The 20,269-nt window shown below is 68.6% G+C and carries 19 protein-coding genes and 1 tRNA gene; 10 read left to right on the plus strand and 10 right to left on the minus strand.

The window, feature by feature from the left end; all coding sequences use genetic code 11:
• From BDW16_RS03100 to cobU, 9 genes are read left to right on the plus strand one after another with little or no spacing between them, the layout of a single operon-like run.
• Entirely contained in the window at window positions 1-996 is a 996-nt protein-coding gene (locus BDW16_RS03100; RefSeq protein ID WP_066575794.1) for a FecCD family ABC transporter permease, read from the plus strand.
• Window positions 990-1,778 carry an ABC transporter ATP-binding protein gene (locus BDW16_RS03105; protein WP_066575797.1) on the plus strand — a complete coding sequence of 263 codons (789 nt, stop codon included), beginning with the start codon at window positions 990-992 and terminating at the stop codon, window positions 1,776-1,778. The genes BDW16_RS03100 and BDW16_RS03105 overlap by 7 nt, the downstream gene beginning before the upstream one ends.
• A complete protein-coding gene (gene cobT, locus BDW16_RS03110) occupies window positions 1,778-2,791 on the plus strand; it encodes a nicotinate-nucleotide--dimethylbenzimidazole phosphoribosyltransferase (RefSeq protein ID WP_066575805.1) in 1,014 nt (337 codons plus the stop codon). Before BDW16_RS03105 ends, cobT begins: the two co-directional genes overlap by 1 nt.
• A complete protein-coding gene (locus BDW16_RS03115) occupies window positions 2,788-3,357 on the plus strand; it encodes a histidine phosphatase family protein (RefSeq protein ID WP_066575807.1) in 570 nt (189 codons plus the stop codon). The genes cobT and BDW16_RS03115 overlap by 4 nt, the downstream gene beginning before the upstream one ends.
• Window positions 3,354-4,070 (plus strand): adenosylcobinamide-GDP ribazoletransferase, encoded by a 717-nt coding sequence (gene cobS / locus BDW16_RS03120; protein WP_066575809.1) that lies wholly within the window; start codon window positions 3,354-3,356, stop codon window positions 4,068-4,070. The genes BDW16_RS03115 and cobS overlap by 4 nt, the downstream gene beginning before the upstream one ends.
• A complete protein-coding gene (locus BDW16_RS03125) occupies window positions 4,067-5,026 on the plus strand; it encodes an aminotransferase class I/II-fold pyridoxal phosphate-dependent enzyme (protein ID WP_066575811.1) in 960 nt (319 codons plus the stop codon). The genes cobS and BDW16_RS03125 overlap by 4 nt, the downstream gene beginning before the upstream one ends.
• The gene (cbiB, locus tag BDW16_RS03130) at window positions 5,019-5,951 is read left to right on the plus strand and encodes an adenosylcobinamide-phosphate synthase CbiB (RefSeq protein WP_066576377.1); all 933 of its coding nucleotides are present in this window, start codon (window positions 5,019-5,021) and stop codon (window positions 5,949-5,951) included. Before BDW16_RS03125 ends, cbiB begins: the two co-directional genes overlap by 8 nt.
• The gene (locus tag BDW16_RS03135; RefSeq protein WP_066575814.1) at window positions 5,939-7,402 is read left to right on the plus strand and encodes a cobyric acid synthase; all 1,464 of its coding nucleotides are present in this window, start codon (window positions 5,939-5,941) and stop codon (window positions 7,400-7,402) included. The genes cbiB and BDW16_RS03135 overlap by 13 nt, the downstream gene beginning before the upstream one ends.
• Complete coding sequence (gene cobU, locus BDW16_RS03140; RefSeq protein WP_066575821.1) at window positions 7,399-7,902, plus strand: bifunctional adenosylcobinamide kinase/adenosylcobinamide-phosphate guanylyltransferase; 504 nt, start codon at window positions 7,399-7,401, stop codon at window positions 7,900-7,902. The genes BDW16_RS03135 and cobU overlap by 4 nt, the downstream gene beginning before the upstream one ends.
• A 7-nt stretch (window positions 7,903-7,909) precedes the next feature.
• Here the strand turns inward: cobU and BDW16_RS03145 are convergent, their stop codons facing one another.
• From BDW16_RS03145 to BDW16_RS03180, 8 genes are all read right to left on the minus strand, one after another.
• Window positions 7,910-10,159 carry a fused MFS/spermidine synthase gene (locus BDW16_RS03145; protein ID WP_066575824.1) on the minus strand — a complete coding sequence of 750 codons (2,250 nt, stop codon included), beginning with the start codon at window positions 10,157-10,159 and terminating at the stop codon, window positions 7,910-7,912.
• 24 nt (window positions 10,160-10,183) lie between these two features.
• Complete coding sequence (locus tag BDW16_RS03150; RefSeq protein ID WP_241230448.1) at window positions 10,184-10,711, minus strand: GNAT family N-acetyltransferase; 528 nt, start codon at window positions 10,709-10,711, stop codon at window positions 10,184-10,186.
• Window positions 10,708-11,697 carry a porphobilinogen synthase gene (gene hemB, locus BDW16_RS03155; protein ID WP_066575829.1) on the minus strand — a complete coding sequence of 330 codons (990 nt, stop codon included), beginning with the start codon at window positions 11,695-11,697 and terminating at the stop codon, window positions 10,708-10,710. The genes BDW16_RS03150 and hemB overlap by 4 nt, the downstream gene beginning before the upstream one ends.
• 38 nt (window positions 11,698-11,735) lie before the next feature.
• Window positions 11,736-12,800 carry a choice-of-anchor A family protein gene (locus BDW16_RS03160; RefSeq protein ID WP_066575831.1) on the minus strand — a complete coding sequence of 355 codons (1,065 nt, stop codon included), beginning with the start codon at window positions 12,798-12,800 and terminating at the stop codon, window positions 11,736-11,738.
• 425 nt (window positions 12,801-13,225) lie between these two features.
• Complete coding sequence (locus BDW16_RS03165; RefSeq protein WP_066575833.1) at window positions 13,226-16,015, minus strand: valine--tRNA ligase; 2,790 nt, start codon at window positions 16,013-16,015, stop codon at window positions 13,226-13,228.
• Window positions 16,016-16,051: 36 nt separating this feature from the next.
• Window positions 16,052-16,513 carry a DUF2497 domain-containing protein gene (locus tag BDW16_RS03170; RefSeq protein WP_164519396.1) on the minus strand — a complete coding sequence of 154 codons (462 nt, stop codon included), beginning with the start codon at window positions 16,511-16,513 and terminating at the stop codon, window positions 16,052-16,054.
• A gap of 81 nt (window positions 16,514-16,594) precedes the next feature.
• The gene (locus BDW16_RS03175; protein WP_066575841.1) at window positions 16,595-18,115 is read right to left on the minus strand and encodes a TolC family outer membrane protein; all 1,521 of its coding nucleotides are present in this window, start codon (window positions 18,113-18,115) and stop codon (window positions 16,595-16,597) included.
• Window positions 18,116-18,128: 13 nt separating this feature from the next.
• Window positions 18,129-18,791, minus strand: coding sequence for a protein-L-isoaspartate O-methyltransferase family protein (locus BDW16_RS03180; protein WP_241231101.1), 663 nt, complete (start codon window positions 18,789-18,791; stop codon window positions 18,129-18,131).
• Window positions 18,792-18,968: 177 nt separating this feature from the next.
• On the opposite strand from BDW16_RS03180, the gene BDW16_RS03185 reads away from it, so the two are divergent.
• Window positions 18,969-19,042, plus strand: a tRNA-Cys gene (locus BDW16_RS03185).
• A gap of 11 nt (window positions 19,043-19,053) precedes the next feature.
• Here the strand turns inward: BDW16_RS03185 and BDW16_RS03190 are convergent.
• Window positions 19,054-19,314: a hypothetical protein gene (locus tag BDW16_RS03190; RefSeq protein WP_066575851.1), complete on the minus strand. Its 261-nt coding sequence runs from the start codon at window positions 19,312-19,314 to the stop codon at window positions 19,054-19,056.
• 17 nt (window positions 19,315-19,331) lie between these two features.
• Entirely contained in the window at window positions 19,332-20,219 is an 888-nt protein-coding gene (locus BDW16_RS03195) for a DUF3011 domain-containing protein (RefSeq protein WP_083954224.1), read from the minus strand.
• Window positions 20,220-20,269 lie beyond the last annotated feature (50 nt).

Raw genomic sequence — 20,269 nt, forward strand, 5'->3', positions numbered from 1 at the left:
ATGACGCGCGGCGCGTCCTTCCGCCTCAACGGCCTGCTGCTGGTGCTCACCGCGCTCGCCGCGCTGGCCTCGCTCGGCTTCGGCACTGTCTCGCTCGCGCCCGACCGGGTGATCGCGGCGCTGCTGGGCAAGGGCGACATGATCGCCAGCACCATCGTGCTCGAGCTGCGCATGCCGCGCATGCTGCTCGGCCTGCTGGTCGGCGCGATGCTCGGCCTCGCTGGAGCCGCACTCCAGGGCTTCCTGCGCAACCCGCTGGCCGAACCGTCGGTGCTCGGCGCATCCAACGCCGCCGCATTCGGCGCGGTGATCGCGCTCTATTTCGGTATCGCCGAGTTGCACCCCGCGCTGCTCCCGCTGCTCGCCATCGCCGCCGCGATGGTCGCGCTGGTGCTGCTGTTCGGCCTGTCGGGCCAGTCGGAAAGCGCGTTGACGCTGATCCTCGCCGGTATCGCCATCGCGACGCTGGCGGGCGCCGGGATCAGCCTCGCACTCAACCTGTCGCCCAACCCGTTCGCGGCGATGGAGATCATGAACTGGCTGCTCGGCAGCCTCGAGAATCGCTCGTCGCAGCATGTGTGGATCGCCCTGCCCTGTATCGTCGTCGGCGCCGCGCTGCTGCTGTGGGATGCGCGCGCGCTCGACGCGCTGACCCTGGGCGAGGACGGCGCGCGGGCGCTGGGCATCAACCTGCGCGCGGTGCGCTGGCGGCTGCTGGTCGGGGTCGCGATCGGCGTGGGCGGCGCGGTCGCCGTCTCCGGCTCGATCGGCTTTATCGGCCTGATCGTGCCGCACATCATCCGGCCCTTCACCGACCGCAGCCCGTCCGCGATCCTGTGGCCGTCGGCGATCGGCGGCGCGCTGCTGCTCACCCTCTCAGACCTGGGCGTGCGGATGATCCCCGCGACCAACGAGCTCAAGCTCGGCGTCGTCACCGCCTTCCTCGGAATCCCGGTCTTCCTTGTCCATCTCTTGCGGGAGCGCCGGCTATGGTGACGCTGACGACGCAGGCGCTGAGCGTCTCGCTCGGCACGCGAACCGTGATGGACGGCATGAGCCTGTCGCTCGAACCGGGGCGGCTGATCGGGATCATCGGTCCGAACGGTGCGGGCAAGTCGACGCTGATACGTGCGCTGCTGGGCCTGGTCCCCTATCGCGGCAATATCGCCCTCGACGGCGCCGAGATCACCAGCCTGACCCGCGCACGGATCGCACGCGAGCTTGCCTATCTGCCGCAGGGCCAGATCCTGCACTGGCCATTGTCGGTGGAGCGGCTGGTCGGGCTTGGCCGCCTTCCCCATCTTGCGCCGATGTCGCGGATCTCGGCGGCGGACCAGACGATCATCGACCGCGCGATGAAGCGTGCCGATATCGAGCATCTGCGCGATCGCGTCGCCACCGAGCTGTCGGGCGGGGAGCGCGCGCGGGTCCTGCTCGCGCGGGCGCTGGCGGTGGAGGCGCGCGGGCTGATCGCGGACGAGCCGCTCGCTTCGCTCGACCCCGGGCATCAGATCGACGTGATGGAGTTGCTGCGCAGCGAAGCCGCATCGGGCGCGCTTGTCGTCGCGGTCCTCCACGACCTCACCATGGCCGCGCGCTATTGCGACCGGTTGCTGCTGATGGATCGCGGACGGCTGGTCGCGCAGGGCGCACCGCTGGAAGTGCTGAACGAGGCCAATCTGCGCAGCGTCTATGGGGTGCAGGCACGGATCGAAGGAAATGAAACCGCGCCGCTGGTCGTGCCGACCGGGCGGATCGCGCAGCAAGCGAGTAACTGATGCGTTTTGACTCCCCGCAAGCCTTTGCCGCCCGCCTCGCCGATCTTCCCGGACCGGACGCTGGCGCGCGCGAAGCCGCCGCCGCACGACAGGCGCAGCTCACCAAGCCCGCAGGATCGCTCGGGCGGCTCGAGGAGATCGCGCTGTTCATGGCGGGCTGGCAGGGCAAGGAACGCCCCGCGCTCGACCGGGTGCGCACGGCGATCTTCGCGGGCAACCACGGCGTCACCCGGCATGGGATCAGCGCCTTTCCCGCCGATGTCACCGTGCAGATGGTCGCGAATTTCGAGGCCGGCGGCGCGGCGATCAACCAGCTCGCGCGCGCGGCCGGGCTGGAGCTGCGCGTGATCGCGCTCGATCTCGACCGCCCGACCGCGGATTTCACCGAAGCGCCGGCGATGAGCGCGGACGAATGCCTCGACGCGCTCAATCGCGGCGCTGAACTGGTCGAGCCCGGCCTCGATCTGCTCACGGTCGGCGAAATGGGGATCGGCAATAGCACCGCGGCGGCGGCACTTTGCGCGCGCAGCCTGGGCGGCGACGTGCGGGACTGGGTGGGACCGGGTACCGGGCTCGATCCCGCCGGTATCGTGCGCAAGGTCGCGGTGACCGAACAGGCGCTCGCGAAGCACGCAGACGCCCCGCGCATTGCCTTCGAGACATTGCGCCGGCTGGGCGGGCGCGAGATCGCGGCGATCGCCGGTGCCGTGCTGGCCGCGCGCCATGCACGGGTGCCGGTGATGCTCGACGGGTTCATTGCCTGCGCCGCGCTTGCGCCGCTGGTCGCCGATCAGCCCGCGCTCGCCGAACATTGCCTGGCCGGGCATTGTTCGGCCGAGCCCGGGCATCGCCGGCTGCTCCACCAGTTCAGCCTCACGCCCCTGCTGCAGCTCGGCATGCGGCTGGGCGAGGGCAGCGGCGCGGCGGTAGCGGTGCCGATCGTGCGCTCGGCGCTGGCGACGCATAACGGCATGGCGACCTTCGCCGAGGCCAGCGTCTCCGGAAAGCTGTGAGCGCGCGCACGCTTTATCTGATGCGCCACGGCGCGCCGGTGCTGTCCGGGCGCATGCTGGGCCGCACCGATTGCGAGGTGACGCCCCAGGGTATTGCGGCCTGCCGGGCGCAGGCCGAGGGACTTGCGGTCGCGCATGTGATCGCATCCGATCTGCAACGCGCGTCGTGCTGTGCGGAAGCGATTGCCGCGGACCTTGATCTGTCTCCTCGGATCGACGCTCGCTGGCGGGAGCTCGATTTCGGCGTCTGGGACGGGCTGGAGAGCGGCGCGATCGCCGCGGATGCGCTCGGCCGCTTCTGGAGCGATCCCGACGCAAACCCGCCACCCGGCGGCGAGCGCTGGTCGGCGCTGGTGGCCCGGATCGGCGCGGCGATCGATGACCTGCCCTCCGAACCCACGCTGATCGTCACCCATGGCGGGGCGATGCGCGCGGCATTGCATGTGCTGTGCGGCTTCTCCCAACCGCAGCTCTGGGCGTTCGACCTTCCCTATGCCAGCGTGCTGGCGCTGCGATTCTGGGACCAGCCTTCACGCAGCGGGCAGATCATGGGGCTGTGGCCATGAAGGGACTGATCATCGCGCTGCAATTCCTCACCCGGCTGCCGATGCCGGGCGTCCCCGTCGATGCGGCGAGCTTCGCCGCGAGCATGCGCTGGTTCCCGGTCGCCGGGCTGGCGGTGGGCGGCGTGACCGCGGGCGCCTTCTGGCTGGGCGGTCATATCGACCCCTGGCTTGCAGCGCTTGCCGGGCTGCTTGCCTGGGTGTGGGTCACCGGCGCGCTTCACCTCGACGGTCTCTCCGACCTCGCCGACGCGCGCGGCGCGGCGCATCGCGATCCCGAACGCCTGCTCGCGGTGATGGCCGATCCGCATGTCGGCAGCTTCGGTGTGGTCGCCCTCATCGTGCAGCTCGTCGCCAAGCTCGTGCTGCTCCACCTGCTCCCCCCGGCACAATGGCCGGCCCTGCTGCTGATCCCCGCGGTCGCGCGGATCGGCCCGCTGGCGTGGACGCGCTGGCTGCCCTCGCTCCACGCGGGGCTGGCCGAGCGGTTCATCGGCGTCGCCAGCCTGCCCGTGCTGGCCGTGTGGGCGATCGGCTGGGCCGTCGCGTGCTGGTTCGTGCCCGCCTTGCTCGTGGCGCCGCTGCTGATCCTGTGGTGGGGCCTCTGGCTCAGGGACAAGCTTGGCGGGGTTTCGGGCGATTGCCTGGGCGCGGGAATCGAACTGGTCGAAACCGGCTTGCTGATCGCCGTGGTGCTGTGGGCCGGACTGGCGTGACACCATGGACGCATCACGGCGGGCAGCTCGCAAAGGCCCGCACGACGTTCGGCGATGGGGACGCGCCATGGATCGACCTCTCCACCGGCATCAACCCTCGCCAATGGCCTGGCGTCGCTCGGCTCGCGATCGATTGGTCGCGGCTGCCCGACGCAAGTGCGCTGACCGGTCTCGAAACGACCGCCGCACGCTATTTCGGCGCCGACCCGGCGTGCGTGCTGGCGGTTCCCGGCACCGAAATCGGGCTGCGATTGCTTGGCGGGCATCTGCCCCGTCCGGTGCGCTATGGCTGGCCGAGCTACGGAACGCATGCCGAGATCGCCCCTGACGGCGTTGCCGTCGACGGGCCCGATCCCGGTGCCGGCACGCTGATCCTCGCCAACCCCAACAATCCCGATGGCAGGATCACGCCGGCGGCCGCGCTCCGGGCCCAGCTGGCGGCGGGATGGCTGGTCCTCGACGAGGCCTTTGCCGACACCGATCCGCGCCACAGCCTTGCCGGCGCAGTGCGCGAAGCAACGCCGCTGATCGTGCTGCGTTCGTTCGGGAAGTTCTTCGGACTTGCCGGCGTGCGGCTGGGCTTTGTGATCGCGCCGCCGGAGCTGATCGCAACGCTCCGCCGCCACCTCGGCTCATGGCCGGTGTCGGCCGCAGCAATCGCGATCGGCACCGCCGCCTATGCCGATAGCGGATGGATCGAGGCCGAGCGCATCCGGCTGGCGGCCGATGCGGCCGCGCTGGACCAGCTGCTCCGGGCACATGGCCATATCCCCATCGGCGCCTGCCCGCTGTTCCGCCTCATCGAGACAGCCGACGCGCAGGCGTTGTTCGAGCGGCTCGCCCGGCGATCGATCCTGACGCGGCCGTTCGACTATGATCCGCGCTGGCTGCGCATCGGATTGCCCGCCGATGCCGAAGCGCTCGACCGGCTCGACTCCGCCCTCGCAAATGGCTGAGCCGGTCGCGCTCATGGCGCTCGCAATCGATGCCGCGATCGGCTGGCCCGCGCAGCTCTATCGTCGGATCGGTCACCCGGTGAACGCCTTCGCGGCGATCATCCGCTGCTGTGCCGAACGATGGAATCGCGGCGGCGCGGGCACGCGGCGGATCGCGGGTGTCGCGACGGTGCTGCTCCTGATTGCCGTCGCAGGTGGCATCGGCTTGAGCGTGACCTGGCTGCTCCACAGCCTCTTCGGCGAGTGGAGCTGGATCGCGGTCGCGCTGTTCGCGGCACCCGGTCTCGCGCAACGCAGCCTGTTCGAGCATGTCCGCGCGGTGCGCGACGCGCTTGCGGGCGGCGATCTCGCGGTGGGGCGATCCGCGGTCGCGATGATCGTCGGCCGCGATACCGCAACGCTCGACCAGGCGGGCATATCGCGCGCCGCGATCGAAAGCCTGGCGGAGAGCTTCTGCGACGGAATCGCCGCGCCGCTCTTCTGGCTGCTACTCCTCGGCCTGCCCGGTATCTGGATCTACAAGGCGATCAACACCGCAGACAGCCTGATCGGGCATCGTGAGCAGCCGTGGCGCGAGTTCGGCTGGGCAGCAGCACGAACCGACGATCTGCTCAACCTGCTCCCCGCGCGGATCGCAGGGCCGCTCATCTGCCTTGGGGCCGGGCGCGGCTGGCGGGTGATGTGGCAGGAAGCGCGCAACCACGCGTCCCCCAATGCCGGCTGGACCGAAGCAGCGATGGCTGGGGCGCTCGGCCTGCGCCTCGCAGGGCCGGTCAGCTATGACGGCGAAGCCCATGCGAAGCCGTGGATCGGCAACGGCCGGACCGATGCGGGGGCAACCGACATCTCCCGCGCGCTCGCCCTCTATCTGCGCGCTTGTGCGCTGCTCTGGCTGATTGCAGGAGCGGTGGCATGGGTGCGCTGATGCTGCAGGGAACCGGGTCGGACGTGGGCAAGTCGGTGCTGGTCGCCGGGTTGTGCCGGGCACTCGCCAATCGCGGGCTGCGCGTGCTGCCTTTCAAGCCGCAGAACATGTCGAACAACGCGGCGGTGACGATCGACGGCGGCGAGATCGGCCGGGCACAGGCACTGCAGGCGATCGCCTGCCGGGCAGAGCCGCATACCGACATGAACCCGGTGCTGCTCAAGCCGCAGGCGGATCACAGCTCGCAGCTGATCGTCCATGGGCGCGTTCGCGGGACGCTGGGCAGCGGCAATTTCCGGGCCGCTCGGGGCGCGTTGCTTGCCGAGGTGATGGAGAGTTTCGGGCGGCTCGAGCGGGCCTGCGACATTGTCGTGGTGGAAGGCGCTGGATCGCCGGCCGAGATCAACCTGCGCGCGGGCGACATCGCCAATATGGGCTTCGCACGCGCTGCGAACGTGCCGGTGGTGCTGATCGGCGATATCGACCGCGGCGGGGTGATCGCGTCGATCGTCGGCACCCGCGCGGTGCTCGATGCGCAGGACGCGGCGATGATCCGCGGCTTCATCATCAACAAGTTCCGCGGCGACCCGGCGCTGTTCGCGGACGGCTATCGCGCGATCGAGGAACGCAGCGGCTGGCGCGGCTACGGACTGGTCCACTGGCTGCCTGCGGCCGCATGCTTGCCCAGCGAAGACGCGGTCAGGCTCGAACGGTCTCCGGCCCGGCAAGCGGGACGAACCGTCGTCGCCTGCCCCATCCTTCCGCGCATCTCCAACTTCGATGACCTGGACCCGCTCCAGCTCGAACCCGAGGTCGAACTGGTAATGGTTCCGCCCGGCCAGCCGATCCCGGCGGAAGCCGCGCTGATCGTGCTGCCCGGGTCGAAGGCGACGCTGGCCGACCTCGCTGCGGTGCGGGCACAGGGCTGGGATATCGATATCCTCGCCCATCATCGCCGCGGCGGGCTGATCCTCGGGCTGTGCGGCGGCTATCAGATGCTCGGCACGCGGATCGCCGATCCGCTCGGGCTGGAGGGTACGCCGGGCGAGGCCGCGGGGCTAGGCCTGCTCGACGTCGATACGGTGCTGACGGCGGCCAAGGCGCTTCGCCCTGTGCGCGGACGGGCACTGGGTGCGTCCTTCGACGGATATGAGATGCATATGGGCGAAACGGGCGGCCCCGGCACGTCGCAGCCCTTCGCCACCTTCGACGATGGCCGCAGCGACGGCGCGATCAGCGCGGACGGGCGGGTGATGGGAAGCTATGTCCATGGCCTGCTTGCCGATCCGGCGCAGCGCGGCGCGCTGCTGGCGAAGCTCGGCGCCGGCGCAAGCGGCACCAGCTATCGCGACGCCGTCGATCGCGCGCTCGACGAGATCGCCGCAGCGCTCGAAACCCATCTCGACATCGACGCCTTGATCGCACTGGCAACCGAAAGGACATCTGCATGAGCCTGCTCGTTCTCGGCGGCGCGCGATCGGGCAAGAGCCGTTACGCACAGGCACGCGCGGAAGCGCTTGGCGGCGACTTCGTCTATGTCGCGACCGCGCAGGCGCTCGATGCCGAGATGGGCGAGCGGATCGAACGCCATCGCGCCGATCGCGGCCCGGCATGGACCACGGTCGAAGCGCCGCTCGACCTTGCGGCCGCGATCCGCTCCGGGGATCACCCGGACCGCGTGCTGCTGGTCGATTGCCTTACGCTCTGGACCTCGAACCTGCTGCTCGCAGATCGGGATATCGATGCGGCGACCGGCGATCTTGTCACAGCACTGGCCGAGGCAGCCTGTCCGGTGATCCTCGTCGCCAACGAAGTCGGTCTCGGCATCGTGCCGGACAACGCGCTGGCGCGCCGCTTTCGCGACGAGGCGGGCCGGGTCAATCAGCAGATCGCCGCGGCGGTCGACGAGGTCATGTTCGTCGCCGCCGGCCTGCCGCTCCGGTTCAAATAGCCGCGCTCTATTCCTTGTTGAGGCTGCGCAGCACCGGCAGGATCGTCGCATAATCGTCGGTCCAGGGCGTGAAGCCCGGGGTTTCCTCCAGCTCGCGCCACGCACCGCCGCGTGCCTTCAGCGTTGCGATGGTCTCGGGAGAACGCGACAGGGCGATCCAGTCGGATGTCGCCGCTTCCTGCATCTCCTCGTCGGGCGAAGGCACATAGGCCAGCGCCGCCGCACGCCACCCGCCCGCCTTCGCAGCAGCTTCGACCACGGGTTCGAGCGACAGGAAGCGGTTCGAGATATGGACCAGCAGCAGTCCGTCCTTGGCGAGGACGCGGTCATAGGTGGCGAACGCCTCCCGCGTCATGAGGTGCATCGGCACCGCGTCGGACGAGAAGGCGTCGAGCGCGAGCAGGTCGAGGCTTCCGGCGGGCGCCTCGTTCAGCCGCAGCCGCGCATCGCCCAGAATGACCTGTGCCCTGGGCGCGCAGAGCTCGAGAAAGCGGAACGGCCCGCGCGCCAGCTCGACCACCGCCGGGTCGATCTCGTAGAAGCGCCAGTCCTGCCCCGGCCGCGCGTAGCAGGCCAGCGTTCCGGTGCCGAGGCCGACGACGCCGATCCGCGCCGCGGGGCCATAAAGGGCTTGCGCCGCCATCATCGCGCGGCCGACGCCCGATCCGGGCACATAATAGGTCGTCGGCATGCGCCGCAGCAGATCATGCCCCTCCAGCTGTACGCCGTGCAGCGTCGTGCCGTGCGCCAGCCGCTTCTGGGTCGCAAGGTCGGTAATCGTGTAGACGCCGAAATAGCTGCGCGTCCGCGCATCGCCTTCCCAGCTGATCGCCAGGGAGCGATAGCCGCCGAACAGGAACAGCGCGCCGGCCAGAACGATCATATAGGGCAGGCGTACGCCGATCGTGAACAGGCCGATCAGCGCAACGGCAAGGTAGATCAGCCCCAGCACCTTCTCGCCGAGCTGGGCGGCCGGACCGAACAGGCCTAGCCACACGATCGACGCCACCAGCACTGTCACCAGCAGCACGCGGATGCGCATCCCCTGCCCTTCGGCGTTCCACAATCGGGCGAAGAACGGGAGCAGGAAGGACTGCGGAACCAGCAGCCCCGCGGCCAGGATCAGGATCGGATATTCATAGGTCCAGTCGAACACCAGCGGCGCGATCAGGGCGGCGAACACGCCGCCGAGCGCGCCGCCCACCGACATGGCAAGGTAGAAGCCGGTCAGCCGGTCCGGCTCGGGCCGCAGATCGTACATGTGCGTGTGGAGCGCGACCGAGACCATGAACAACAGGCCGAGCGCCATCAGCGCGTTGAGCTCGGCATGGGCGTTGTGCCCGGCGATCATCAGTCCGCCGAACATCAGGATCGTCACCGGCGCGAACCGGGTCAGGATCTCGGCCGGCCAGCGGCGGGCGGCGAAGGCGATGGTGAAGCTGAGGAGGTAGAGGCCAAGCGGCAGTACCCACAGCATCGGCACCGCGACGATGTCGGTCGTCAGGAAGCTCGACGTGGCGAGCATCAGGCCCGAGGGGACGAAGGCGAGCGCGATCCAGTGCGCAACCCGCTTGCGCGACGGCCCCGGGCTGGTCGCATGCACATGGGGCTGATCGGCGATCCTGCGCGGGAGCAGCAGCGCGCAGGCCGCGACGGCAACGAACACCAGCGCATAGCCCGCGGTCCACAGCCAGCTCTGCCCCTTGAGCGCCAGCCCCGGCTCGACCAGCAATGGATAGGCGAGCAGCCCGCCGAAGCTGCCGACATTCGACGCGGCGTAGAGCGCATAGGGATCGCGCCCGCCCGAGGCGGCGGCGAACCAGCGCTGAAGCAAGGGCGCCTGCGCCGAGATGGCAAAGAAGAGCGGGCCGATCGAGGCGCCGAGCAGCCAGGGGACCCACACCGCAGGCTCGGCATCGGCGGGCATCTGCATCGCCATCAGCCCGATCGGCAGCCACAGCGCCGCGACCGCAAGCACGCCGAGATGGATCATCGCCTGTTGCCGAACCGGCACCCGGCCCAGCCAATGCGCATAGGCATAGCCGCCCAGCAACAGCGCCTGATAGACCAGCATCGCGCTGTTCCACACGGCAGGCGCGCCGCCCAGCCGCGGCAGCGCCATGCGCGCGATCATCGGCTGGACCAGGAACAGCAGGAAGCTGCCGAGCAGGATCGCCGCGACGAATATGGGGCCAACGGCGCGCGGAGCGGTTGCAGGCTCGATCTCCGCCGAATCGGCGATTGCTTCGGCGCTCATCGCCTCCCCCTCTTTACGCGATACTCACGGACGATTGATGCTGTAGGTAACGATCCGGCGCAAGGGATCAGCGGCGGCGAAGGCGTGATGCTCGAAATCGCCGTCCGCCAGCCGCGTCATGCCGAGCCGTGTCATCATCCCCTGGCTGGCGACATTCCGCTCAGCGGTGATCGCGACGATGCGCGGCATGGTGAAGCTCGCCCAGCCCCACTCGAACACCGCGCGCATGGCTTCCAGCGCATAGCCCTGCCGCCAGAAGGGCTGCGCGATCTGCCAGCCGGCCTCGATCTCGCCCGCGATCGGGTGCGGCGGATCGCCGCGCTTGAGCCCGCAAAAGCCGATCACGGCCCAGTCCGCCTTGCACTCCACGGTGAAGAAGCCCAGCCCCTCGTGCCGGTAACCGTCGTGCCGCGCGAGCGTCGCCTCGCTCGCCGCCCTGTCCTTGACGGGGCCGAGATCGGCCATCACCACCGGATCGGCCCACATCGCGAACAGCGCGTCATGGTCCGTCGGGCGCGGCTTGCGCAGGATCAGGCGTTCCGTCTCGATCATGCGCCCAGAAGACGAGCCGCATGTGCCGCATGATAGGTCAGCACGCCGCTGCATCCCGCGCGCTTGAACGCCATCAGCGTCTCCAGCACCAGTCCGTCGCGATCCCCCGCCCCGGCCGCCGCCGCAGCCTCGATCATCGCATATTCGCCACTTACCTGATAGGCGAACACCGGCACCTCGAACCGCTCCTTCACGCGGCGGACGATGTCGAGATAGGGCAGCCCCGGCTTGACCATCACGCTGTCCGCGCCCTCGTCCAGGTCCAGTTCGACCTCGCGCAGCGCTTCCTCGGCATTGGCCGGATCCATCTGATAGGTCTTCTTGTCGCCCTTGAGCAGGCCCCGGCTGCCCACCGCATCGCGGAACGGGCCATAGAATGCCGAGGCGTATTTGGCAGCATAGGCCATGATCTGGACGTTGACATGGCCCTCGCCCTCCAGCGCCTCGCGGATCAGGCCGACGCGACCGTCCATCATGTCGCTGGGCGCGATGATGTCCGCCCCCGCACGCGCCTGGTTGAGCGACTGGCCCACCAGCAGCTCGGCGGTCCGGTCGTTGAGGACATAGCCCGCCTCATCCACCAGCCCGTCATGGCCATGCGCGGTATAGGGATCGAGCGCGACGTCGGTGAGCAGGCCGATGTCCGGCACCGCATCGCGGATCGCGCGGATCGCGCGGCACATCAGGTTGTCGGGGTTGAGCGCCTCGCGCCCGTCGTCGGTGCGCAGCTTGAGCGGCGTGTTGGGAAACAGCGCCAGGCACGGGATGCCGAGCGCCGCGGCCTCCTTCGCGCGCGCCACCACCAGATCGACCGACCAGCGCGACACGCCGGGCAACGACGCGATCGGTTCCTCGACACTCTCCCCTTCGGTGACGAACAGCGGCCAGATCAGGTCGGCCGGGGTCAGCACGGTTTCGGCGTGCAGCCGGCGGCTCCAGGCGGAGGCGCGGGTACGGCGGAGGCGAAGCGCGGGGTAATGGGACATGGCGGGCTTGTGGGACAGCCCGCCCGGCGACGCAAGCGTCAGGCGGCGGTTTCGCGCGCGGCCTTCGCCTTGCGCCGGCGGCGCCAGTGGAGCAGTCCCAGCCCGGCCGCGCCCAGCGCGAACAGGCCGATCGTCTCTTCGGGCACCGGCGTCGGGTTGCCCCCGCCGCTGCTGCCGCCACCCGGATTGGTCGTCGGCGGCACATAATTACCGTCATAGCCGCCCGAGAGCCTGCCATTCTGCTGCAGGCTGCCGAACACGCCTGAACCATCGATGCTGTTGGAAACCTGGCCGATCGCCTTGGGCGCCAGCACAGATCCGCCCCACGCCGTCGAGATGGCGACGCTGGTGGCATCGGCGAAGTTCCAGATCACATTCTCGCCCAGCCCCTTGGTCCCGCCGAGGAAATTCTGGTTGAGCGCGATCGCCGATCCGCTGACGTTGACGATCGCGGTCTCGGCGCCGTTCAGGTTGAACTTGATCTCGCTGATCTTGCTGAGATCGGCGCTGGTGATGTTGAACACCGCGACGCCCTTGGCATCGGGCTTGGCGTCGAACGTGCCGCGGCTGCCGCTGACGGTGAAGCTGCTGTTCCCCGCCATCCCCTTCATGTCGGACGACAGGTTGGTCAGGCTCGACCCGAGCAGGCTCTTCTGTTGCTCCAGCCCCACGCGGAAGGCCGGGTTGGTGGTGTTGAGGCCCGAATTGACCGTGTTCTGGTTGACGTTGGTGTTGGAAATCCTGCCGCCGACCTGCACCGTCTGCGACGCCCCGTTGAGGTTGAAGCCGCTGTTGACGTTGCCGCCGATCGCCGCGCCCGACGCATTGTTGAGGTTCTTGTGCCCGCCATTGACGTCGCCGACCACGGTCAGGCCCGGCGTGCCGCGCGGCGAGGGCGCCGGGGTGCGGACCTGATAGTCCGACGAGCCGCCGCTCAAATTGCCGCCGACAAAGGTACGCCCTTCCACCTGTCCGGCGGACTGCAGGTCGCCCAGCACGATCAGGTTCCATTCCTTCATCGCGTCGATGCCCGCGACCTGGGCGGATGCGGGCGTGGCGATGACCAGCGCGACGCCGACCGAAAGCAAATTACGAATACGCATAGGATAGCCAGTACCGCCCACAGGATGAACGATCCATTGACGCCCGGTTTCCCGGCATCCGCCGCACCAGCCTGCCGCCTCGCCCAGTTCATGACCGCTTCGAGAAACCATTTTCCTACAGCCTCGGTTTCGCGATATCTGGACCGTCCCATGATCGAACGGGACAGATATCCTCCGCATCGCAGCCGTGTCGCCTGTTCGTCGCGCCGGTGTCGCGTCAGCGTCGTGCGACAGTCCTGTGGGTGTCGCGCAACGGTCTCGCAGGCGTCGCCCCACTGTCGCGTGGCAGTCGCGTCAGCGTCGCGAAGGCGCCGCGTCGCGGTCCTGTCGCAGTCGCGTGACGGTCGTTTCGCCGGAAGAACCGGCGTTCTTGTTGAACTTCGCGAAGCGGCCCTTCCCCGCCAATCGGGGAAAGGCCTCGGCGCTCAGCCCAGCCGACCCAGCGCCGCGCTCAGCCGCGCCGCCTCGGCCGATTTCTCGGCATGATCGGCACGCGCCTTCTCCACCGCCTCGGGCTTGGCCTTTTCGGCGAAAGCCGGATTGGACAGGCGCGCGTTCAGGCTGTCCCGCTCCTTCTCCGCCGCCGCGATCGCCTTGGTCAGGCGCGCGCGCTCGGCGTCGAGATCGATCACGCCTTCGAGCGGAAGGACGAAGGTCGCCTCGTCCACCACGATCTGCAACGCGCCGCCTGCGGGGACGTCACCCTGTGCGCGATCGACGCGGGCGAGACGGGCGAGCGCCGGCTCCTGCCGGACAAGCTGCTCTTCGGTCTCGGCATGGGCATCGCGAACGAACAGCGGCAGACGCGCACCGGGGGGCACGTTGAGCTCGTTGCGCGCGGCGCGCAGCTCGCTCACCAGCCGGATCAGCCAGTCGATCTCCTTCGCCGCGTGCGAATCCAGCGCGCGGGCGTCCGCCATCGGCCATTTCGCGGTGATCAGCGGATAGTCGGGGCGATCGCCCAGCTTCGACCACAGTTCTTCGGTGATGAACGGCATGAACGGGTGGAGCAGGACCAGGATCTGGTCGAGCACCCAGCCGGCAACGAGGCGGGTTTCCTCCGCACCCTCGGCACCCTCGGTCTGCAGGACCGGCTTGATCAGCTCGAGATACCAGTCGCAGAATCGGCTCCAGGTGAACTGGTAGATCGCGTTGGCCGCCTCGTCGAAGCGATGGTCGGCAAAGGCAAGGTCCATCGCCTGCACCGTCGTCACCGTCTCCGCGACGATCCACTTGTTGACCGCGAGCGTCGCCACAGGCGGCTCGATATGCTCGCTGGCGCTGATCCCGTTGGACTGGGCGAAGCGCGCGGCGTTCCACAGCTTGGTCGCGAAGTTGCGATACCCCTCGACCCGCTTCTCATCCATCTTCACGTCGCGGCCCTGGCTCTCCATGGCGGCCATGAAGAAGCGCAGCGCGTCGGCGCCATATTTGTCGATCAGGATCAGCGGATCGACGACATTGCCCTTGGACTTGGACATTTTCTGCCCATCCGCGGCGCGGACAAGTCCGTGGAGATACAGGGTCTTGAACGGCACTTCCTTCATGAAGTGCAAACCCTGCATCATCATCCGCGCATCCCAGAAGAACAGGATGTCGAAGCCGGAGATGAGCACGTCGTTCGGGTAGCGGCCGCCCAGCGTCGGGTCGGTCTCGTCGGGCCAGCCCATCGTGGCGAAGGGCCACAAAGCGGAGGAGAACCAGGTGTCGAGGACGTCTTCGTCGCGCTTGAGCGCAACGCCCTCTCCTGCCTGCGCCTGCGCCTCCTCCTCGCTCTCGGCGACGAAGATGCGGCCATCCTCGGCATACCAGGCCGGGATGCGGTGGCCCCACCACAGCTGGCGGCTGACGCACCAGGGCTGGATGTTCTCCATCCAGTTGAAATAGGTCTTTTCCCACGACTTCGGCACGACCTTGGTCGCGCCCGAGCGGACCGCCTCGATCGCGGGCTTGGCCAGCGTCGCGGCATCGACATACCATTGGTCGGTCAGCATCGGCTCGATCACCACGCCGCCGCGGTCGCCGAACGGCTGCATGATCTGCTTGTCCTCGACCTGGATCATCAGCCCGTCGGCATCGATGTCGGCAACGACGCGCTTGCGCGCCTCGTAGCGGTCGAGCCCGCGATAGGCGTCGGGCACCAGATTGAGGGTATCGACCTCGGCCGCGGTCCATGCGGCGCCGCCGGCGATCTCCTGCGCACGCGCCGCCGCCACGGCATAGGGCTCACCGTCCGCGCGCATCGCCGCATTCTCGTCCATCAGGCGATACATCGGGATGTTGTTGCGCTGCGCGACGCCATAGTCGTTCTCGTCGTGCGCGCCGGTGATCTTGACCGCGCCCGATCCGAAATCGGGATCGGGATAATCGTCGGTGATGATCGGGATCAGGCGGCGCAGCGCCTTGGGCCCGACCGGGATCTCGCACAATTTGCCGACGATCGGGCGATAGCGCTCGTCATCGGGATGCACCGCGACCGCGCCGTCGCCCAGCATCGTCTCGGGCCGGGTAGTGGCGATCGAGATATAGTCGCGCTCTTCCTCCAGCAGCACATTGCCGTCGGCGTCGCGCTCGACATAGGTGTAGGTCTCGCCGCCAGCGAGCGGGTATTTGAAGTGCCACATATGGCCCTGCACCGCGCGCGATTCGACCTCGAGGTCGGAGATCGCGGTCTTGAGGGCCGGGTCCCAGTTCACCAGCCGCTTGTCGCGATAGATCAGCCCCTGCTTGTGCAGGTCGACGAACACCTTGAGCACGGCCTTCGAAAAGCCCTCGTCCATGGTGAAGCGCTCGTTCGACCAGTCCATCGAGCAGCCGAGGCGGCGGAGCTGGCGGGTGATCGTGCCGCCGCTCTCTTCCTTCCATTTCCAGACGAGGTCGATGAAGTCCTCGCGCGAATAGTTGGTGCGCTTGTCCTGCCGCTCGTTGAGCTGGCGCTCGACCACCATCTGGGTGGCGATGCCCGCATGGTCTGTACCCACCACCCAGCGGGCGTCCTTGCCCTTGAGGCGGGCGTGACGGACGAGGATGTCCTGCAGCGTGTTGTCGAGCGCGTGGCCGATATGGAGCGAGCCCGTCACGTTCGGCGGCGGGTTGACGATCGTCCAGGGCTCGGCGCCAGGGCGGTCGGGGCGGAACAGGCCGCCCTCCTCCCAATGCGCGTACCAGCGCGATTCGATTTCAGCCGGGTCGAAGGTCTTGGGAAGCTCGCTCATGCCCCGCCCTTAACGGGCGGCGCACGCAAAACAAGATCAGTCGCGGCCCGCGGTGATCCGGGCGATCTCGCGCTGCACCATTTCCTCGACCATGCGGGGAAGGTTCGCGTCGAGCCATTCGCGCAGCATCGGGCGGAGCATCTCGCGCACCAGCCCCTCAAGCGTGTCGGTACCAGCAACGTCCGGCTTCACGATCAGCCGCGAGAGCGCCTCGAGCGGTCCGCGGCTCGCCTCGGCCGTGGTGGCGGAGAGGATCGGTTCGGCCGGCGCAGCAGCCTGAACGGGCTCCGGTGCAGCTTCCCCGGCCTGGCGCGATTCGGCGGGAACCGGCTCGCTCAGCTCGAGAATCTCGTCCTCGTCCGCGACGGGTGCGGGCGGGGCAGCGCGCGCAGGACGTCGGGTACGGGCCGTCACCGCACTCTCGCCCTCTTCGGCGATGATCCGTTTGATCGAGGACAGGATGTCCTCCATCGACGGTTCGTTACTGACGTCCCCCATTCGTTGTTCCCGCGTTAGGGATAAACAGACACGCCAAGTGTCGGAATTCCTACACAGCTGTCAACCATCAGGCCTTAAGATTTAGTATGGCCGTGCGGGATCGACGGGACCGGAGACCATGGGGGTCTGTGCGGGCGTATCGGTGGTGCGGGTCGCCTGCGGCTCGGGCGCCGGCCCATCGCGCCAGTCCGAGATGCTGCGGCGCGAGCGGTTGTAGTTGGCGACCGGGTCGTAGAGCGGCCCGCCGTCGAGCCCCAGATCCTGCGCCTCGGCACGGCCCATCGCCGCCAGCACCGCAAAGCCGGCGACATAGGCGTCGCGCTCGGCAGTGACGAGCTGGACCTGCGAGTTGAGCAGTTCCTGCTCGGCGTTGAGGATATCGAGGATCGTCCGCGTGCCGACGCTGTTCTCGGCGCGAACACCCTCTAGGCTGAGCTGATTGGCCTGGACCGCGAGCCGGCTGCTCTCGATCACCCGCATCGCCGACTGCCAGACGGCATAGGCCGAACGGGTCTGAGCGATCACGCCACGCTCAGCCGAGGTGACCTGCTCCATCGCCGCCGACTGGCGCGCCTGTGCCTGGCGGACCTGCGCCGCGGGACGCCCACCCTGGAACAGCGGCAGCGTCAGATTGACCCCCGCACTGGTCGCAAAGCCGTCATTGGCCAGTCCAGCCGCGCGCCCCGGACCGGGCACCGCGCCGAAGCGGTTGTAGTAGTCGCCGTTCACGCCGACGCTGACCTGCGGCAGACGCCCTGCGCGCGCGACGCTGACGTCGTACGCCGAGGCATCGCGCGCCTTCTTCGCGGCGTCGAGCGCCGGATTATCCTCCAGCGCCGCGCTCACGGCCTGATCCGGACTGGACGGCAGATTGGGCAAAGGCGGCGGCGGTGCAAGGATGCCCGGCGGCGTACCGACGACGCGGATGTAATTCTCCCGGCTGCTGATCAACCCGGCCTCGGCGCCGCGAAGCTGGCTCTGCGCGCCTGCGAGACGCGCTTCGGACTGGGCAACGTCGGTGCGGGTCAGGTCGCCCACTTCGAACCGGTCGCGCGTCGCCTGAAGATTGACCTCGAGCGCGCGGACATTCTGCTGGTTGAGCCGGACCGTCGCCTCGTCGCGGATCACGTCGAGATAGGCGGCGACGACATCGGTGAAGAGCTGGGTCTCGACACTGCGAAGCCCAGCCCGGCCCGCCTCGACCCGGGTTTCCGCCGCACGCACCGAATTGCGCACGGCGCCGCCCGAGAACACCGGCACGGAGAGGCTGAGGCCCGCGCTGCCCTGACGCGGCGAAGACAGTCCGCTGCTGTCGCTGTCGTGCAGATTCTCGCTGTAGCGTCCGGTGGAGCTCAAACCCGGCAGGCCGCGCGACCGCGCGATCGGGACATCCTCGTCGCTTGCGCGCAACGTCGCGCGCTCCGCAAACAGCGTGGGGTTGGTATTATATGCCTTGACCATCGCCTCGCGCAGCGTTTCGTTCGGCGTCGCTGCCGGCGCCTGCGCAGCAGGCGGTGCGGTCTGCGCCGCGGCGGGCAGCGCCAGTCCCGCGGCCCCAATTCCGGCAAAGCTGACCCCGGCGAGGAAATGGCTCAATCGCATCCGTGTTTCTTTCTCAGAATTTGAAGCCGCGCGGCTTTTCGAACCCCGGCAGCACCGCACATTCGATGTCCGCGAACGGCTTGAGGCCGAAGCCGCCTTCGCGGCGCACACCCGACGCCAGGCGAGTCACGCCGCGATCGACAAGCCCGGTCACGATTCGGCCGCCCGGCGCCACCTGTGCGGCAAGCGCCGCGGGCAGATCTTCCACCGCGCCGTCCACGATCAGCACGTCATAGGGCGCGTGCGCCGCGCAGCCGTCGGCCAGCGGGCCTTCGACCAGTTCAGCCTGTCCTTCCAATGCCGTGCGCGCGGCAGCAGCAAGCGCCGGATCGGATTCGACCGCAACAACGCTCGCCGTCAGCTTTGCCGCGACCGCGGCAGCATAGCCGCCCGCGGCGCCGACGATCAGCACCTTGTCCTCCGGCCGCAGCCGCGCTTCGGTGAGCAACAGGCCAGTGGCAAGCGGAGGGCTCTGCGCCCGGCCGTTGCCCAGCGGCAGCGAGCGGTCGCGATAGGCGAGCGCACGCTGCGATTCGGGCAGAAACTTCTCGCGCTCGACCTGCGCCATCGCCGCGACCACGCGCGCGTCGCTGACGCCGCTGGTGCGCAGCTGGCTCACCACCATCGCGGCGCGTGCGGTTTCGGAACCGGGAAGTTCGGCGGTCACGGTCATCATCACTCCAGCCCTGATCGCACAACTGTTATAGTCGTGCAATACACTTGTTCGATTGGCGCGCTTGTATCTTGTGGCGGTGGCATAGCCAAGCAACTGTGCCAAGCAAGGAAAGCGAATTTTCGCAACCCATGGTTGACATGTCGCATCGCCCCGCGCACAGCGCCCCCTCGCTCCCGAGGCCCGATGGCGGAGTGGTTACGCAGAGGACTGCAAATCCTTGCACGCCGGTTCGATTCCGGCTCGGGCCTCCACTTCCCCTTCTTCAGTCCTCGCGCGGAGGCGCGGTCAGGTCCATGAAGTTGCGGGCGGCCTCTCGATCCGCCTCCTCCTTGAACGCCACGTCCAGATCGGGCGCGGCGCCCAGCATGTGCAGCACCGCCCACAGCGCGAAGCGGCGCGAACGGTCCTGTTCCAGCCCCAGATCGACCCGCATCCGCTCGACGCCCGCCTCGACCGCTGCAGGCGGGATCGAAGCGAGGTCGGCGGACCCGAAATAGCGGCGCAACTGATCGTCGAAATCCATGCGCCGCCCCTAACGGTTCAGCTCGTGAAGTCGAGCTGAACAACCTTGGTCGGCGTGGCGCGGCAATAGAAGGGGGTCGTGCGATCGCCGTCCGGATAGCTCGCGGTCAGGTCCGCCGCGAACCGCCAGCCGCCATTGCCCGGCTCGATGCTGGTGATCCGGTCGAGCCGCAGCCGCGTGCCGCCGGTCACCCCGATCTGCCGCGACGCTTCGAACAGGCAGGTCTGCAACGACGGGCGCGCCTCCGAACGCACCAGCGTGAGATCAGCCGACAGCGCCGCCGGCGGCCCCGGCGGATAGGTGGTCGGCGGGCCCTCTGGCGCCGGATCGTTCGGTTTCTTGTTCTTGCTCGCGAGCAGCGCGATCAGGCCCGCCGCCACCGCGACACCGCCGATGATCAGGCCAGTGCTCGGGCCCTTGTCAGGGCGCTCTGGCTGCCAGCCGCCGCCCCAGTTGTTGCCATAGCCGTAGGCGAAGGTCGCCCGGCAGTTGCGCACCCAGATCGAGCGCCGGTCATAGCCCCAGCCGCGCCCCCGGTTGCAGACGCCGCCGTTCGCGCGGAGCAGCACGACGCGGTTCTGCGTGTTGACGTTGCAGTAGCGGGTGCGGCTGTTGCGCGATTCGCAGTTGATGCGGCCTGCATAGCCGCGATCGTTCCCCCATCCGGGATTGCCGGGATAGCCTGGATCGGGCCGTGGCGGACGCGGACGGCCTGGAACGGGTTGCGGCAGAGGAACAGGACGATCGACGATCGGTCCAGGCAGCGGCACGGGACGGTCGGGCACCGGGCGGGGCAGCGGGACGGGCCGGTCCTGCGGCGCGGGCCGGGTCTGCGCCATCAGCGGCGTGATGCTCTGGGTGACGATCGCCGTGGACAGAACCACCAGCTTCAACGTGCTTCTCATGCGCGGACTCCCCTTTTTGGAACGCGGCCAGCCAAGTCGTTTCGCCGACA

Origin of the sequence: Sphingomonas koreensis (genome assembly GCF_002797435.1) — a bacterium.
In the GTDB taxonomy this organism is placed as follows: domain Bacteria; phylum Pseudomonadota; class Alphaproteobacteria; order Sphingomonadales; family Sphingomonadaceae; genus Sphingomonas; species Sphingomonas koreensis.

Bases quoted from the DNA above. Each gene is read 5' to 3' on its own strand.
- cobS (WP_066575809.1), top strand. From the start codon at position 3,354: ATGAAGGGACTGATCATCGCGCTGCAATTCCTCACCCGGCTGCCGATG.
- BDW16_RS03105 (WP_066575797.1), top strand. From the start codon at position 990: ATGGTGACGCTGACGACGCAGGCGCTGAGCGTCTCGCTCGGCACGCGA.
- BDW16_RS03175 (WP_066575841.1), bottom strand. From the start codon at position 18,115: ATGCGATTGAGCCATTTCCTCGCCGGGGTCAGCTTTGCCGGAATTGGG.
- BDW16_RS03195 (WP_083954224.1), bottom strand. From the start codon at position 20,219: ATGAGAAGCACGTTGAAGCTGGTGGTTCTGTCCACGGCGATCGTCACC.
- BDW16_RS03135 (WP_066575814.1), top strand. From the start codon at position 5,939: ATGGGTGCGCTGATGCTGCAGGGAACCGGGTCGGACGTGGGCAAGTCG.
- BDW16_RS03165 (WP_066575833.1), bottom strand. From the start codon at position 16,015: ATGAGCGAGCTTCCCAAGACCTTCGACCCGGCTGAAATCGAATCGCGC.
- cbiB (WP_066576377.1), top strand. From the start codon at position 5,019: ATGGCTGAGCCGGTCGCGCTCATGGCGCTCGCAATCGATGCCGCGATC.
- BDW16_RS03170 (WP_164519396.1), bottom strand. From the start codon at position 16,513: ATGGGGGACGTCAGTAACGAACCGTCGATGGAGGACATCCTGTCCTCG.
- BDW16_RS03190 (WP_066575851.1), bottom strand. From the start codon at position 19,314: ATGGATTTCGACGATCAGTTGCGCCGCTATTTCGGGTCCGCCGACCTC.
- BDW16_RS03145 (WP_066575824.1), bottom strand. From the start codon at position 10,159: ATGAGCGCCGAAGCAATCGCCGATTCGGCGGAGATCGAGCCTGCAACC.
- cobT (WP_066575805.1), top strand. From the start codon at position 1,778: ATGCGTTTTGACTCCCCGCAAGCCTTTGCCGCCCGCCTCGCCGATCTT.
- BDW16_RS03100 (WP_066575794.1), top strand. From the start codon at position 1: ATGACGCGCGGCGCGTCCTTCCGCCTCAACGGCCTGCTGCTGGTGCTC.
- cobU (WP_066575821.1), top strand. From the start codon at position 7,399: ATGAGCCTGCTCGTTCTCGGCGGCGCGCGATCGGGCAAGAGCCGTTAC.
- BDW16_RS03180 (WP_241231101.1), bottom strand. From the start codon at position 18,791: ATGATGACCGTGACCGCCGAACTTCCCGGTTCCGAAACCGCACGCGCC.
- BDW16_RS03150 (WP_241230448.1), bottom strand. From the start codon at position 10,711: ATGATCGAGACGGAACGCCTGATCCTGCGCAAGCCGCGCCCGACGGAC.
- BDW16_RS03160 (WP_066575831.1), bottom strand. From the start codon at position 12,800: ATGCGTATTCGTAATTTGCTTTCGGTCGGCGTCGCGCTGGTCATCGCC.
- hemB (WP_066575829.1), bottom strand. From the start codon at position 11,697: ATGTCCCATTACCCCGCGCTTCGCCTCCGCCGTACCCGCGCCTCCGCC.